We start from the raw sequence: 14,772 nt of genomic DNA on the forward strand, positions 1-14,772 counted from the left end.
GGACGACTCCGGGCAAATACGCTGCTCCTCGCAGCCGTGCGGACACGCTGCGCCACGACGGCTCGAGGAACGACGAAGGGTGTCGACATGTCAGCTCCAGGCCGCCCGGTGAGACGCCCGTCCTGGTTCGTCCTCGCCTCGCTCGCCGCCGCGGCCGCGCTGCTGGCGACCGGCCTGTCGCAGCCGGCGCCCGCCGCCGCTGCTCCGCCCACCACCGCGGACGGGGATGCCGTCACCGCCGACACGGTTGCCATGGAAGGCGGCGCCCCGGCCGACGTCACCACGTTCTCGACGGGTTGGCAGACGCCCTGGGACATCACGTTCATGCCGGACGGACGCTCGGCGCTGGTGACCGAGCGGCTCACCTACCAGGTCTACCGCCTCGGCCTCGACGGCAAGAGGACGGACGTCGGCGAGGTGCCCAACACAGTCCCCGAGCCCTATGACGACGGCCCCGGCGGCCTGCTGGGTGTCGAGCCGTCACCGACCTGGGACGGCAAGAAGGACAAGCAGGTGTTCTTCGTGCACACCACGAAGACCCAGACCCAGATCGTCAGGATGGACTACGACGGCAAGAAGCTCAGCCACTACAAGACGCTGATCACCGGGATCAAGCGGATCGGGAACCACAACGGCGGCCAGATCAAGTTCGGCCCCGACGGCTACCTCTACGTCACGACCGGCGACGCCTACACGCCGAACCTCGCGCAGGACAAGAAGTCGCTCAACGGAAAGATCCTCCGCATCACCAAGACCGGCGCCCCGGCGCCCGGCAACCCCTTCGGCGACCGCATCTACAGCTACGGCCACCGCAATCCGGAGGGCCTGGCCTGGGACCGCAACGGCCGCCTGTGGGAGGCGGAGGTCGGCGACCAGACCTGGGACGAGGTCAACCTCATCAAGCCGGGCGCCAACTACGGGTTCCCTGTCTGCGAGGGCACCTGCGACCACCAGGGCATGACCAACCCGAGCGTCGTCTTCCACCCGGAGTGGGGCGTGCCCTCCCAGGTCGTCATCGTCAACAACGTCCTCTACGTGTCGTCGCTGCGCGGCAAGCGGCTGTGGCGGATCCCGATCGTGGGGGACAGCGAGTACGTCGGCACGCCGGTCGACTTCTTCCCCGGCAAGTACGGCCGCCTGCGCGCCATGGCCAAGGTGCCCGGCAAGGACGAACTGTGGCTCGGCACCAGTGATCTCGGATACGGCAAGGACAAGATCCTCCGCGTATCCATCAAGTGACCACCCGCCCGGAAACCACCCACGGAAAGCCCAGAGAGGAAGTACCAGTCATGAACGAGGCCACGCAGCAGCTCAAGCCCGTCGAGCAAGTCCCCTCGAAGGAGACGGACAAGGTCACCTGGCAGCCGCCCTCCTACGAGATCGTCGACACCGCACTCGAGGTCACCGCCTACTCCCTCAGCTCCCGCTAGCCGACGCCATGCTGCTGCTGGTACTCGGCACCGCCGCCGGTGGCGGCATCCCCCAGTGGAACTGCGCGTGCCCCGGCTGCTCCGGGGCACGCGCCCATCCGCACCGGCGCCGCCGTCACGCCTCCCTCGCCGTACGCACCGACGACGGCCGCTGGTACATCGTCAACGCGACACCCGACATCGGCGACCAGATCGAGAACCGCCCCGAACTCCACCCGGGGCCCGGGCGCCGGCAGACACCGATCGCCGGACTCGTCCTCACCGACGCCGAACTCGATCACACCCTGGGCATCGCCCGGCTGCGCGAGGCCGACGGCCTCGAGGTGATCACCACGGCCCCGGTCCGCCAGGCGCTCCTGGACCGACTGCACCTCGGCGACGTACTGGCGCCGTACACCTCCATCACCTGGCGCGAGCTGCAGCCACGCGGCGCCGAACCCCTCGACCCCGGCACGTCGGGCCTGCAGCTCAGCGGCATCCCGGTGTCGGGCAAGCGGCCGCGCTACGCCGCCGACGCCCCGGACGACGACGCCTGGGTCGTCGCACTGCGCCTGTACGACCCGGCCTCCGGCGCGACCGCCCTCTACGCCCCGGCCCTGGCCGCCTGGCCGGACCGCTTCCAGCAGGCCGCCGTCGAGGCCGACTGCGTGATCGTCGACGGCACCTTCTGGGACGACGAGGAGCCCCGCCGCACGGGCATCTCCGAGCGCACCGCCACCGGCATGGGCCACCTGCCCATCGAGGGACCGGACGGCACGGCCGAACGGCTCGCCGGCCTGACCGCCCGATGCCTGTACACGCACCTCAACAACACCAACCCCCTCGTCGATCCGGCGGCCCCGCAGCACAAGCGGCTGGCGCGGCTGGGCCTCGAGGTGGCGAACGACGGGATGGTGATCGAGCTTTGAATCCGGCCGCCGTGACCACGGCACCCGCCCTGCTAGCCGAGCCCTGGAGCCCCGCGGAGTTCGAGGCACGACTGCGCGCGGTGGGGGAGGAGCGGTACCACGACAGCCACCCCTTCAACCTCCGTATGCACAGCGGCGATCTGAGCCGCGAGGAGCTGCGCCGCTGGATCACCAACCGCTTCCACTACCAGCGCCACATCCCCGTCAAGGACGCGCTGATCACCGCCAAACTCGACACACCCGCACTGCGCCGGATGTGGCTGCGCCGCATCCAGGACCACGACGGGCTGCAGGACGGCGAGGGCGGCATCGAGCGCTGGCTGCGGCTCGGTGAGGCGGCCGGGGTGGACCGCGAGACGCTGCTGCGCGCCGACACCGTGCTGCCGGGCGTCCGGCTGGCGGTCGACGGATACGTCAACTTCTGCCGGCTGCGCCCGCCGCTCGAAGCCGTCGCCGCGTCGCTGACCGAGCTGTCGGCGCCGGATCTGATGACCACCCGTATCGAGGCCTTCGAACGCCACTACCGGTGGATCGAACCCCAGGGCCTCGCCTACTTCCGTACCCGTGTCTCCCAGGGGCGGCGCGACAGCGGTGAGGCACTCGACCTCGTGCTCGGCTGGGCTCGCACCCGGCCCGACCAGGAGCGCGCCGTGGCCGCACTGCGCTTCAAGTGCGACGTCCTGTGGTCGCTGCTCGACGCCGTGGACCAGGCCGGCCACCGGGAGCAGGTGTGAGAGCGGCGACCGTGGCCGACTGGCGGCCCGCGCTCGCGCCGGCCATCGTCCTGCGGCACGACCGCGCACGCGACGCGGACCTGCTGCTCCTTCCCGAGCGCGTCGTCGTCCTGAAGGGAGGGGCCGGAACGATCGTCGGCCTGTGCGACGGCACCCGCAGCGTGCGCGACATCGTCGACGAACTGGCCGAACGCTTCCCCGGCTCCTCCGTGACCACCGACGTCCCCGCCTTCCTCGAACGGCTGCGCATGGAGGGCTGGCTCCGATGACCGTCGCCGACCCGGCGCCCACCGCCGCCCCGGTACCCGCGCCCGCCCGCCCCTGGGCGCTGCTGGCCGAACTCACCCACGCCTGCCCGCTGCACTGCGGGTACTGCTCCAACCCCCTTGAGCTGACGCGGCGTTCGCGTGAGCTCAGCACCGAGCGGTGGACGGAAGTGATGTGCCAGGCGGGCGAGTTGGGCGTGGTCCACACCCATCTCTCCGGCGGCGAACCACTGTTGCGCTCGGACCTGGAACAGATCGTCACCGCGGCCGAGCGCGCCGGGATCTACACCCAACTGGTCACCAGCGGCGTGGGCTTGGACCGCGCCCGGCTGTCCGCGCTCGCCGCCGCCGGGCTGCGCAGCGTCCAACTGTCCGTCCAGCACGCCGACCCGCGCGCCTCCGACCGGATCGCCGGACGCCGTTCCTTCGCCGAGAAGGAACGCGCCGCCGCGCTCGTACGGGAGGCCGGTCTCCCTCTCGGCCTCAACGTCGTCCTGCACCGCGAGAACCTCGACGCCATCGACGCCGTAGTCGAACTGGGCGTGTCCTGGGGCGTGGACCGCATCGAACTCGCCAACGCGCAGTTCTACGGCTGGGGTCTGCTCAACCGCGCCGCGCTGCTCGCCACCCGCGACCAGCTCACCCGCGCACGCGACGCCGTGGAGCGATGGCGGAAGCGGCTCACGCCGGACGGCCCCGAACTGGTCTGGGTCGTCCCCGACTACTTCGACGGCGTGGCCAAGCCGTGCATGGGCGGATGGGGAGCGGTCTCGCTGACGGTCGCCCCGGACGGCACCGTCCTTCCCTGCCCGGCCGCGGCCTCCCTGCCGGACCTGGACCCGCCGAACGTCCGCGACCGTTCGCTGGCCTGGATCTGGGACCACTCCAAGGCGTTCACCCGCTACCGCGGGACCGACTGGATGGCCGACCCCTGCCGCAGCTGCTCCCGCCGCGACGAGGACTTCGGCGGCTGCCGCTGCCAGGCGTTCGCGCTCACCGGGGACGCCGCCCGCACGGACCCGGCGTGCCGGCTGTCCCCCGACCACGGCCTGATCCGGACACTGGCCGACGATCACACGGACGGGACGCGAGCGATCCGGCGGCGCGTGCCCGGCCGGCACGAGAACGCCGGGAAGGTGCCCTGATCCGCGCCGTGTGTAAGGCGAATGCGCTTGTGGGAACGCGCAGGGGGACGCGGTAGATTCGGCGAGGGGATCGAGGTCTGGCTCGGGCCTTGCCCGTGCGAGAGGGGATGGTGGAGATAACCACGCAGGTCGGCGCCGCCGCGCAGCCCCGCGCACCCTTGAGCAAGCAGCGGGTTCTGAGAACCGCCGTCACCCTGGCCGACGCAGGCGGAGCCGACGCGCTGAGCATGCGCAAGATCGCGCAGGCGCTCGGTGTCGTGCCCATGGCGCTGTACAAGCACGTGGCCAACAAGAACGAGCTGCTGGACGGCATGATCGACGAGATCGTCGCCGAGATCGATCCACCGGCCGGCGACACCGACTGGAAGACCACCATTCGCCGGCGGGTGCTGTCGGCCCGCCGGATGCTGCTGCGCCACCCGTGGGCACCCGAGGTCATCGAGTCACGGATGAAGGCGCGGACCACGCCGACCCCTGCGGTCATGGCGTATCTGGACTCGATGATCGGGATCTTCCGGGCCGGGGGATTCTCGATCGACCTGGTCCATCACGCGATGCACGTCATGGGCAGCCGCCTGCTGGGCTTCTCCCAGGAGCTGTTCGAGGACTCCGCCGACCGCTCCGACCGCGAGCCCGATCCGGACGCGATTCCGCCCGAGGAGATGGCCGCGCGCTATCCCCACATCACCGAACTGGCCTTGGCGGTCGCCCACGACCAGGAGTCCGTCGTCGGCTCGGGCTGTGACGACCAGTTCGAGTTCGAGTTCGCCCTGGACCTGACGCTGGACGGCCTCGAACGGCTCTACGGCACGACCTGAACCCTCGACCAAGGACCCGGGGCAGCTTCCGGGCCGCGATCCTCTTCACCCCTTGACGGGTGTACGGCGTACACCTACCGTGCCCTCAATGGTGTACGCCGTACACCACGAGGTGCGCCGAGTGGGGGAGACGTGATGAAGGCAATCGTTCAGGAGCGGTTCGGCCCGCCGGACACCCTGCTGCTGGTGGACACCGACCGGCCCGAGGTCGGGGCGGACCAGGTCCTGGTGCGGGTGCACGCGGCTGCGCTCAACCCCTACGACTGGCACATGCTGCGCGGCGACCCGTACGTGGCGCGGCTCATGGGAGGCGTGGGGCTGCTGCGCCCGAAGTCCCGGGTGGCCGGGATCGATGCGGCAGGACAGGTGGAGGCGGTCGGCCCCGGCGTGAGCACGCTTCGGCCCGGCGACGAGGTACTCGGCTTCTGCCCGGGCTCCTTTGCCGAGTACGCGCGCACCGCCGCGGACCTACTGGTGCCCAAGCCCGCCCGCCTGACCTTCGAGGAGGCCGCGGCCGTGCCGATGGCGGCGGTGACCGCCCTGCGCGGCATCCGGACCGTGGGCCGGGTGCAGGCCGGGCAGCGCGTACTGGTCAACGGGGCAGCCGGGGGCGTGGGCACGTTCGCGGTACAGATCGCCGCGGCCCTGGATGCGGAGGTCACCGGGGTGTGCAGCACCCGGAACGTCGACCTGGTGCGCTCGCTGGGCGCCACGCACGTCGTCGACCACACCCGGGGGGACTTCACCGACGGGCGGGTGCGCTACGACGTGATTCTCGACAACGTGGGCAACCACCCGCTGAGCCGGGTACGCCAGGCGCTCACCCCGACAGGGACCCTGGTGGCCAACGGCGGCGGCTCGCCCGGCCATCTCTTCGGCGCGGTGGGCTCCCTGCTGCAAGTGGCCGCGGTCAACGCGGTCGTCGGGCAGCGGCTCCGCGCGATCCTCCCGGCGGCCCCGGCCGGGCCGACCCACGAGGACCTGCTCGCCGTCACCGCGCTCATCGAGGCCGGCAAGCTCACCCCGGTGGTCGACCGGGCCCACCCCCTGGCCGACACGGCCGAGGGCCTGCGCCATGTGGAACGGGGTCACGCCCGCGGCAAGGCCGTGATCACCGTGACGTAAGCACCCACCCCTATGATCGGCAAGCTGCGGGCGCTGCCGGAGGGGTGCGCCTTCGCCGGGGGCTATGTTGACTCCATGTACTCGGCGCAGGTCTCCCGGCATGTGAACGCCCCGCCTTCGGCGGTCTACCGGGCGCTGGTGGATGCGGACGCGATCGCGGAGTGGCGGGTGCCGGCCGGCATGAGCAGTCACGTGCACGAGTTCGACGCCCGCGAAGGCGGAAGGTTCCGCGTCTCGCTCACCTACGACACACCGGTCGGCACCGGCAAGTCGGCCTCACACACCGACACGTACCACGGCCACTTCGCGAAGCTCGTGCCGAACGAGCAGGTCGTCGAAGTGCTCGAGTTCGAGACCGCGGATCCCGCCCTGCGGGGCACGATGACGATGACGACCACGCTCACCGCCGCGGACGGCGGCACCGACGTCCGCATTCTGCACGAGGGGATCCCCGACGCGGTGCCCGCCGCCGACAACGAGACGGGCACCCGCATGGCCTTGGCGAACCTCGCCCGGCTCGTCGAGGCGAGCGGGCATTCCGACGGCGCCTAGGGCGCCTCGCGCACCCGGAACACCTCCGCGTCCCACGTCCCGTCCAGCCGCGGCGCCAGCCAACTCGGTGCCGTGGCACGGAAGTCGGCGGGGGCGAGCGATCCGGCGCCCATGGGCAGCGCGCCCAGCAGCGGGGCCCCGGCGACGTCCGGCAGGTCCGTGATGTTGCAACGCATCGCGAGATCCGGGGAGTCGGGCCAGCCGCCGATGACGACACCCAGCAACTCCACGCTCCGCGAGCGTAGTTGACGCGCCGTCAGCTCCGTCGTGTTCAGCGTGCCCAGGCCCGCCGACGCCACGACCAGCACCGGCGCCCGCAGCATCTCCGCCGCGTCCGCCAGTGTTCCGCCCGCCGGGTCGAACCGGACGAGCAGTCCGCCCGCGCCCTCCACCAGCACCAGATCGTGCTCGGTGGCCAGCTTGGCGGCGGCCTCGGCGACGTCCCGCGGATGCACCGGCGCCATACCGGCCCGCCGCGCGGCCGTCCCCGGCGCCAACGGCTCGGGATAGCGGGCGAGTTCGGTCGCCGTCACGGCACCCGCGAGCCGCGCCACCTCCTGCGCGTCCCCGCGCTCGTCCGGCCGTACACCCGTCTGCGCGGCCTTGAGCACGGCCACCGACCGGCCGGCCGCGACCGCCGAGGCGGCGACGGCGGCGGTCGTGATGGTCTTGCCGACCTCCGTGCCCGTGCCCGTGATCACCAGGATCGGCATGCTCATCCCTCCCGTGCCGCCGCGCACACCGCGCGTGCGATCCGTGCCAGGTCCTCGTCCCCGGTGACGTACGGCGGCATCGTGTAGATCAGGTCGCGGAACGGCCGCAGCCACACGCCTTCGCGCACGGCGGCGGCCGTGGCGGCCTTCATGTCGACGTCATGGTCGAGCTGGACGACACCGATCGCGCCGAGGACGCGTACGTCCTTGACGCCCGGGAGCTCGCGGGTCGGCGCCAGGCCCTCCCGCAGCCCCGTCTCGATCCGCTTGACCTCGCCGAGCCAATCCTGCCCGAGCAGCAGCTCGATCGAGGCGCAGGCGACGGACGCCGCAAGGGGGTTGCCCATGAAGGTCGGGCCGTGGGCCAGGACCGGGACCTCGCCCTGCGAGATCCCGTCCGCCACGCGTGCAGTGCAGAGCGTGGCCGCCATGGTCAGGTAGCCGCCGGTCAGCGCCTTGCCCACGCACATCACGTCGGGCGTCACCGCCGCATGGTCGGCGGCGAACAGCGCGCCCGTGCGCCCGAAGCCGGTCGCGATCTCGTCGAACACCAGCAGCACGCCGTGTGCGTCGCAGGCCTCGCGCAGCACCCGCAGATACGCGGGGGAGTGGAACCGCATCCCGCCCGCGCCCTGCACCACCGGCTCGACGATCACCGCGGCCAGCTCGTCGGCGTGCCGCTCGATCGCCGAACGCAGCAGCTGCGCGTACGACTCCTCGTACTCGACCGGAGGCGGGTCCACGAACACCTGCTGCTGCAGCACCCCGCTCCACAGCTGGTGCATCCCGCCCTCGGGGTCGCACACCGACATCGGCTGCCAGGTGTCGCCGTGGTAGCCGCCGCGCCAGGTCAGCAGGCGCTGCTTGGCCGGACGGCCCAGCGAACGCCAGTACTGCAGGCACATCTTGACCGCGACCTCGACCGACACCGAACCGGAGTCGGCGAGGAAGACGTGCTCCAGGCCCTCGGGAGACATGTCGACAAGGTGCTTCGCAAGCCGTACGGCGGGCTCGTGCGTCAGCCCGCCGAACATCACATGGCTCATCCGGCCGAGCTGCTCGCGCGCGGCCTCGTTCAGCACCGGGTGGTTGTAGCCGTGGATCGCCGACCACCAGGACGACATGCCGTCGACCAGCTCGCCGGAGCCGTCCGCCAGCCGCAGCCGCACCCCGCTCGCCGACTCCACGACGAGCGGTTCCTGACGGCCGGGCATGGGCCCGTACGGATGCCACACATGCCGTCGGTCGAGCTCCAGCAGCTCGGACACGGGCAGGTCAGGCATTGGGTGCGAGGTCCGTTCCGACGCCGCGGTGGCGCAGGGCGACCAGGTCGGTGCGGGGCTCGTTGACCGCGGGCGCCGTGGCGGCCGTACCGCAGACCCCGCCGCTCTCGTGCGACCCGCACCCGGCGTCCTCGTGGGACCCGCAGCCGGCACCGGCGTGCGAACCGCAGCCTCCGCCCGCCGTCACCCGATGCTCCGGAAGGGTGACCTGGTCGGCGCCCTCCACCTCGAAGCCGGCGTCCGCGATCATCTCCAGGTCGGCCTGGCCGGCCTGGCCCTCGGTGGTCAGGTAGTCGCCGAGGAAGATCGAGTTGGCCAGGTTCAGGGCGAGCGGCTGCATCGAACGCAGATGGACCTCGCGGCCGCCGGCGATGCGCACCTCGATGTCCGGGCAGACGAACCGCACCATCGCCAGAATCCGCAGACAGCGCTGCGGCGTGAGGTTCCACTCCTTGGCCAGCGGGGTGCCCTCGACCGGGATCAGGAAGTTGACCGGCACCGAGTCCGGGTCCAGCTCGCGCAGCGAGAACACCACGTCGACCAGGTCCTCGTCGCTCTCGCCCATGCCGGCGATCAGCCCGGAGCAGGCGGACAGACCGGCCGCGTGCGCCTTGTTGACGGTGTCGACCCGGTCGGCGTACGTGTGCGTGGTCGTGATGTCCCCGTACGTCCCCTCGGACGTGTTCAGGTTGTGGTTGTAGGCGTCCGCGCCGGCCTCGCGCAGCCGCTCGGCCTGGCCGTCGGAGAGCAGACCGAGGCAGGCGCACACCTCGACGCCCTCGTTCTGCTCCTTGATCGCCTTGATGGTGCCCGCGACCCGCTCCACGTCCCGGTCCGTCGGCCCGCGCCCGGAGGCGACCAGGCAGACCCGCTTGGCGCCACCGGCCAGACCGGCGGCCGCGGCCTCGGAGGCCTGCTCGGGCTTGAGCCAGGTGTACTTCAGGATGTCGGCCTTGGAGCCGAGCCGCTGGGAGCAGTAGGAGCAGTCCTCCGGACACAGCCCGGACTTGAGGTTGACGAGATAGTTGAGTTTCACCCGTCGGCCGAACCAGTGCCGGCGCACCTTTCCGGCCGCGGCCACCACGTCCAGCACGTCGTCGTCGGAAGTGGCCAGGACGGCCAGAGCTTCCTCGCGGGTCGGCAGCTCGCGCCGAAGCCCCTTGTCCACCAGCGTGTTCAGCAGGTCCATGAGAGCCGATCCTGTCCTAAGGAAGCGCTCCCGGCCAAGGAGAGATTGAACAAGAGAGGCACTTCGTCGTGTGGGTATTGCCACATCATGGGGTGCGGCCGCTGCGGCTAGTGTCTGTCCACTGCCTACAAAAGCCCCGGAGGAGTCATGGCGTTCGGCTGGATCGACGAGCAGGCGGAGCTGCGCCGCCGCGCCGGACTCGTACGGACCCTGCGCCCGCGCCCGGCCGACTCCCCGCTCCTGGATCTCGCGAGCAACGACTACCTGGGTCTGGCCCACCATCCCGCCGTCGCCGAGGGCGCGGCCGGGGCGGCGCGGACCTGGGGCGGCGGCTCGACCGGCTCGCGGCTCGTCACCGGTACGACGGAACTCCACACCGAGCTGGAGCGCGAACTGGCCGACTTCTGCGGCTTCGAGGCGGCGCTCGTCTTCTCCTCCGGCTACGCGGCCAACCTCGCCGCGGTCACCACGCTCGCCCCGCACGGCTCGCTGATCGTCTCCGACGCGGGCAACCACGCCTCGCTGATCGACGGCTGCCGGCTGGCCCGCGGCACCACACAGGTCGTGCCGCACTCCGACCCGGAGGCGGTCCGCAAGGCGCTGCGGACGCACGAGGGCACCGCGGTCGTCGTCTCCGACACGGTCTTCTCCGTCGACGGCGACGCCGCCCCGCTGGCCGAGTACGCCGCCGCGTGCCGGGAGCGCGGTGCGGGGCTGCTGGTCGACGACGCCCACGGGCTCGGCGTCCTGGGCGACGGCGGCCGGGGCGCGGCGCAGGCGGCGGGACTCGCGGGCGCCGACGACGTGGTCGTCACGGTCACGCTGTCCAAGTCGCTCGGCAGCCAGGGCGGAGCGGTGCTCGGGCCCGCCCGGGTCATCGACCACCTGGTCAACGCGGCCCGCACGTTCATCTTCGACACGGGCCTCGCCCCCGCGGCGGCGGGCTCGGCCCTGGCGGCCCTCAGGCTGCTGCGCCGCGAGCCGGAGCGCGCGGCGCGGGCCCGCGAGGTGGCGGCCGAACTGCACGCACGCCTGACCGCCGCGGGTCACGAGGCGGTACGTCCGGACGCCGCGGTCGTCTCCGTGCGCGCGCCGTCCCCGGAGGAGGCCGTGCAGTGGGCGGCCGACTGCCGTACGGCAGGCCTTGCCGTGGGCTGTTTCCGTCCGCCGTCCGTGCCGGACGGCATCTCACGGCTCAGGCTGACCGCCCGCGCGGACCTCTCCGGGGAGCAGATCGAACGCGCTGTGCGTGTGATCGGCGAGACGCGACCATGAGTCGGCGTGACACGGCCGTGTGTCGCACGATGCGGAACTGATCAGGAACGGAACGCGGCCGTGAAGCCCGCCCAGCTCTCGGGGGAGAAGAGCAGCGCGGGTCCGGCCGGGTCCTTGGAGTCGCGCACGGCCAGCAGCCCGGCGCAGGGGCCGGAGTGCGGCAGTGCCGTCTCGACGCAGTTGTTCGCGCCTGTGCTGTAGCTGCTGCGCAGCCACCGCACGCCGTGCAGATCGGTACTGGAAGTTACGTTCCGAGGCAGTGCAGACATGGTGCCTCCTTACGCGTTACGCGCCGTCACCTATCCCGGCGATGTAATCCAACGAGTCCTCGGGCGAAAGGGCGTGGATCTGAAGGGCGTTGAAGGCCTCGGTATAGGCCTGGAGGTCTTCTTTCCGTTCGAGGTAGAGGCTACTCGTCAAGTGGTCGAGAACAACCACATCCAGATCAGAAGTGCGCGAAAATGAGAAGATAACGAAAGGTCCGGTGACGCCGACATGCGCCCCGGCAGCGAACGGCAGTACCTGAAGCCGCACTTGAGGTAGACGCGCCGCCTCGACGAGCCGCCCGAGTTGCTGCGCCATGACGTCGGGGCCGCCGATCTCCCGGTGCAGCACCGCCTCGTCCAGCACCGCGCTCAGCTCCAGCGGCGGATCGGCACGCAGTACGTCCTGCCTGGCCAGCCTCACCTCGACCAGGGCGTCGAGCCGCTCGTCGTCCAGCCCGTCGACCGCAGCGCGGGTCACCGCGCGCGCGTACTCGGGCGTCTGCAACAGACCGGGTACGACGGAGGTCTCCAGGGTGCGCATCGCGCTCGCCTGGGACTCCAGGCTGATGAAATCCCGGTAGGTCGGCGGCAGTACGCCGCGATAGGCGTGCCACCAATGATGGCGGCCGCTGCCCTCGTCGGAACCCGCCAACACCAGGATCAATTCCCGCAGTTGGGCGTCGGCCACGCCGTAGACGTCGAGAAGTAACCGCACATCGGCCGGTTTTGCCCCGCTGGACCCGGTCTCGATCCGGCTCACCTTGGACTGGTGCCAGCCCACCATTCGGGCCGCCTCGCCACTGGTGAGCCCCGCACCCGTGCGCAACGCACGCAGTTCGGCGCCCAGCTTCCGGCGGCGTACCGCGGGACCGTGCTGCATGCGCTACTCCTTACTCCTTCCGGGCCACCCAAATACGGTCTCCCGTCGCAGAGTTCACCGCTTTGAGCGACAGATATATGCATATCTTGGTGGATCCCACCCGTGACCGGCGCGGTAATGGCAGTCTGGCGAAGAAGCACCAGTCCGGGACCGTACTCGAACCATCCGCTCCGTGTCGGACTCCGGTCCCGTGGGAAAGGGACGACCGCGCCATGGCAGACCATCTGGAAGCATCCGTCACTCTGCCGAGCGTTCCCGCCTCGGTCTCCGCGGCTCGCGGTTACGTGGTCACCACCCTGGCGGAGTGGGGGCTGCCGGCCGACACGGAAGTGGCCGAGACGATCCGTCTCATCGTCTCCGAACTCGCCACCAACGCCGTACAGCACACCTTCGGGCAGTCACCCACCTTCACGGTGGACATCGAGCTCGACCGTGACGAACAGCTGCGCATCGGCGTCACCGACAGCCACCCCCGCTTCCCGAAACGACTGCCGGCCGCCGTCCAGCAGGACAACGGCCGAGGCATGGTGATCATCCGCTGGCTGGCCGCCGAGTGCGGCGGCCGCCTCCAGGTGCGCCCGACCCGCGAGGGCGGCAAGACGGTCTCCATCGAACTCCCGTGGACCGTGCCGGCCCAGCCGGTGACGGCCGGGGGGCCCCAGGAGCCGTAGCGGAAGCCGGCGCTGCAGGGCGGAGGGCGCGCTGGACCGTGCCGAGGGACGGGAAGCGCGGGGCGAAGGCAAGGGGCAGCGGGAAGGCGAAGAGGGCGTACGGGTGACCGGCAGGGTCCGGGGCAGGCCCGCGGGGACGACGGCCGGTCAGGTCGGCGTCGCCCCCGCGGGAGAGTCAGCTGACCCGGCCGTACCAGACGCTCTTGGTCCAGATCTTCTGCAGCTTTACGACGTCCCCGGTCTTCGGGGCGTGCCAGATCTTCCCCTTCCCGGCGTAGATGCCCACGTGGTAGACGTTGGAGCCCGAGTGGAAGAACACCAGGTCTCCGGCCTTGCGGCTCTTCGACGAGATGTGGTGGGTCTTGTTGTACTGCTGGGCCGCCGTACGGGGCAGCTTCTTGCCCGCCTTCTTGAACGAGTACAGCGTGAGCCCTGAGCAGTCGAATCGCCGTGGCCCCGTGGCGCCCCACTTGTAGGGGGAACCCTTTTTCGAGGCCGCGATCTGAAGTGCCTTCGTCGCCGGCGTGGCGGCCGCGGCGTCGGAGGCGACACCCGGGACCACGATGGAGCCGCCCACAGCGGCAATGGTCAGAGCCGAGGCCGTACCGGCCCGGGCCATCAGCGACGGGACACGATTGAGCGCAGTCATGCGCAACCCTTCGTCAGCCGCCTGTGAAGGATGACCTGTCGGATTCGGGCTGGCGAAGTTGCCCGGCCGCTGACGCGGCTTCACCCCAAGGGCTGCTCGACCCGGTCATGGCGTGACCGTTCCGGCGACCCGTCTTGCTTGGGTCCTCCACTCCTGCCGATCCACTCCTGTCGACCGGTCATCCGGGAGGCGGCAGGACTCGGCGTCCGCCCGGACCGCCCCGCCGCTGCGGCGGGGGCTTGTCGTCAGGAAGGGATCTTCACCTAAAGAAGTCCGAAAATCCCAATGGAAACGGGTGTTTGTGTTGTTACTCACCACTCACCCGTTCGGGTGGACACCCCTGTGTTCGAGGGGGCGTTGAGGCCCCCGACGAGCCTCGGACCTGCGGCGGAACAGTTCATTCCGCCCTCTGGATACGCGCGTTGCGCAACCCTGACGGTCGTGAAAAGGGAGCCGTGTCTACTCCAAAAGGGGGTACGCCATTTGGTCCGTTTGAACGCCGGTCCGGACGCCTCGCCGTCGGGTCAGGGCGTCCGGACCGGTCGTACGTGCGTCAACTGTCGGTCTGCGGCGGCACGGTGACCCGGGCCGTGCGCCGCTCTCCGTCCAGGACCCTGAGGGCCCGCCCGAGCGTGGGGGCGTGCAGCTCGGTCTCGCCCCGCTGGTGCATCAGCGCGAGCGCGTCGCGCAGTTCGGCGGCCTTGCTCACCAGCGCCTGCGCGGCGCGCAGTCCGCGGTACGTGTCCCCGTGGTGCGCCGGGTTGATGCGGCCGAGCAGGTCGACCACGTCGAGGTAGCGGTCGATCAACTCGCCTTCGGCGCGCGTGAGTGCGGGCAACGGCGGAAGTTCGGGTGGGAGCACCGGACG

The 14,772-nt window shown here is 71.0% G+C and carries 18 protein-coding genes and 1 riboswitch; of the genes, 11 read left to right on the top strand and 7 right to left on the bottom strand.

Annotated elements, in window-relative coordinates:
- The first annotated feature begins 87 nt into the window (after window positions 1–87).
- The 9 genes from ACFY1L_RS20610 to ACFY1L_RS20650 all read left to right on the top strand — a co-directional run bounded on the left by ACFY1L_RS20610 (window position 88) and on the right by ACFY1L_RS20650 (window position 6,978).
- A complete protein-coding gene (locus ACFY1L_RS20610; protein WP_388825894.1) occupies window positions 88–1,239 on the top strand; it encodes a PQQ-dependent sugar dehydrogenase in 1,152 nt (383 codons plus the stop codon).
- Between the two features lie 50 nt (window positions 1,240–1,289).
- Window positions 1,290–1,430 carry a pyrroloquinoline quinone precursor peptide PqqA gene (gene pqqA / locus ACFY1L_RS20615; RefSeq protein ID WP_388825897.1) on the top strand — a complete coding sequence of 47 codons (141 nt, stop codon included), beginning with the start codon at window positions 1,290–1,292 and terminating at the stop codon, window positions 1,428–1,430.
- An 8-nt stretch (window positions 1,431–1,438) separates the two neighbouring features.
- Window positions 1,439–2,338: a pyrroloquinoline quinone biosynthesis protein PqqB gene (pqqB, locus tag ACFY1L_RS20620; RefSeq protein ID WP_388825899.1), complete on the top strand. Its 900-nt coding sequence runs from the start codon at window positions 1,439–1,441 to the stop codon at window positions 2,336–2,338.
- Window positions 2,339–2,349: 11 nt separating this feature from the next.
- Window positions 2,350–3,072 (top strand): pyrroloquinoline-quinone synthase PqqC, encoded by a 723-nt coding sequence (pqqC, locus tag ACFY1L_RS20625; RefSeq protein ID WP_388825902.1) that lies wholly within the window; start codon window positions 2,350–2,352, stop codon window positions 3,070–3,072.
- Window positions 3,069–3,341, top strand: coding sequence for a pyrroloquinoline quinone biosynthesis peptide chaperone PqqD (pqqD, locus tag ACFY1L_RS20630; RefSeq protein ID WP_388825905.1), 273 nt, complete (start codon window positions 3,069–3,071; stop codon window positions 3,339–3,341). Before pqqC ends, pqqD begins: the two co-directional genes overlap by 4 nt.
- On the top strand, window positions 3,338–4,483 hold the full coding sequence (pqqE, locus tag ACFY1L_RS20635; RefSeq protein ID WP_388825908.1) for a pyrroloquinoline quinone biosynthesis protein PqqE: 1,146 nt from the start codon (window positions 3,338–3,340) through the stop codon (window positions 4,481–4,483). Before pqqD ends, pqqE begins: the two co-directional genes overlap by 4 nt.
- Window positions 4,484–4,590: 107 nt before the next feature.
- Entirely contained in the window at window positions 4,591–5,301 is a 711-nt protein-coding gene (locus ACFY1L_RS20640) for a TetR/AcrR family transcriptional regulator C-terminal domain-containing protein (protein WP_388825910.1), read from the top strand.
- Window positions 5,302–5,436: 135 nt separating this feature from the next.
- A complete protein-coding gene (locus ACFY1L_RS20645; protein ID WP_388825913.1) occupies window positions 5,437–6,426 on the top strand; it encodes an NAD(P)-dependent alcohol dehydrogenase in 990 nt (329 codons plus the stop codon).
- Between the two features lie 75 nt (window positions 6,427–6,501).
- Window positions 6,502–6,978: an SRPBCC domain-containing protein gene (locus ACFY1L_RS20650; protein ID WP_388826893.1), complete on the top strand. Its 477-nt coding sequence runs from the start codon at window positions 6,502–6,504 to the stop codon at window positions 6,976–6,978.
- On the opposite strand, the gene bioD is transcribed toward ACFY1L_RS20650, so the two are convergent.
- From bioD to bioB, 3 genes are read right to left on the bottom strand one after another with little or no spacing between them, the layout of a single operon-like run.
- Complete coding sequence (gene bioD / locus ACFY1L_RS20655; protein WP_388826896.1) at window positions 6,975–7,691, bottom strand: dethiobiotin synthase; 717 nt, start codon at window positions 7,689–7,691, stop codon at window positions 6,975–6,977. The two genes, ACFY1L_RS20650 and bioD, sit on opposite strands and share 4 nt — an antisense overlap.
- A gap of 2 nt (window positions 7,692–7,693) precedes the next feature.
- Window positions 7,694–8,974 carry an adenosylmethionine--8-amino-7-oxononanoate transaminase gene (locus ACFY1L_RS20660; RefSeq protein WP_388825916.1) on the bottom strand — a complete coding sequence of 427 codons (1,281 nt, stop codon included), beginning with the start codon at window positions 8,972–8,974 and terminating at the stop codon, window positions 7,694–7,696.
- On the bottom strand, window positions 8,967–10,163 hold the full coding sequence (gene bioB / locus ACFY1L_RS20665; protein ID WP_388825919.1) for a biotin synthase BioB: 1,197 nt from the start codon (window positions 10,161–10,163) through the stop codon (window positions 8,967–8,969). Before bioB ends, ACFY1L_RS20660 begins: the two co-directional genes overlap by 8 nt.
- A gap of 147 nt (window positions 10,164–10,310) precedes the next feature.
- Here bioB and ACFY1L_RS20670 point away from each other — a divergent pair, with 147 nt between their 5' ends.
- Window positions 10,311–11,438, top strand: a complete 1,128-nt coding sequence (locus ACFY1L_RS20670; protein ID WP_388825922.1) for an 8-amino-7-oxononanoate synthase — start codon at window positions 10,311–10,313, stop codon at window positions 11,436–11,438.
- 41 nt (window positions 11,439–11,479) lie between these two features.
- Here the strand turns inward: ACFY1L_RS20670 and ACFY1L_RS20675 are convergent, their stop codons facing one another.
- Both ACFY1L_RS20675 and ACFY1L_RS20680 read right to left on the bottom strand, forming a co-directional pair.
- Window positions 11,480–11,707: a DUF397 domain-containing protein gene (locus tag ACFY1L_RS20675; RefSeq protein WP_388825925.1), complete on the bottom strand. Its 228-nt coding sequence runs from the start codon at window positions 11,705–11,707 to the stop codon at window positions 11,480–11,482.
- A gap of 16 nt (window positions 11,708–11,723) precedes the next feature.
- Window positions 11,724–12,584, bottom strand: coding sequence for a helix-turn-helix domain-containing protein (locus ACFY1L_RS20680; protein WP_388825928.1), 861 nt, complete (start codon window positions 12,582–12,584; stop codon window positions 11,724–11,726).
- Between the two features lie 212 nt (window positions 12,585–12,796).
- On the opposite strand from ACFY1L_RS20680, the gene ACFY1L_RS20685 reads away from it, so the two are divergent.
- A complete protein-coding gene (locus ACFY1L_RS20685; RefSeq protein WP_388825931.1) occupies window positions 12,797–13,255 on the top strand; it encodes an ATP-binding protein in 459 nt (152 codons plus the stop codon).
- Window positions 13,256–13,430: 175 nt separating this feature from the next.
- Here the strand turns inward: ACFY1L_RS20685 and ACFY1L_RS20690 are convergent, their stop codons facing one another.
- Complete coding sequence (locus ACFY1L_RS20690) at window positions 13,431–13,904, bottom strand: C40 family peptidase (RefSeq protein WP_361272027.1); 474 nt, start codon at window positions 13,902–13,904, stop codon at window positions 13,431–13,433.
- A 3-nt stretch (window positions 13,905–13,907) separates the two neighbouring features.
- Window positions 13,908–14,119: riboswitch (cyclic di-AMP (ydaO/yuaA leader) on the bottom strand.
- 338 nt (window positions 14,120–14,457) lie between these two features.
- Entirely contained in the window at window positions 14,458–14,766 is a 309-nt protein-coding gene (locus tag ACFY1L_RS20695) for a hypothetical protein (protein WP_388825934.1), read from the bottom strand.
- Window positions 14,767–14,772 lie beyond the last annotated feature (6 nt).

The sequence above is a fragment of the Streptomyces sp. NPDC001663 genome (assembly GCF_042893105.1).
In the GTDB taxonomy this organism is placed as follows: domain Bacteria; phylum Actinomycetota; class Actinomycetes; order Streptomycetales; family Streptomycetaceae; genus Streptomyces.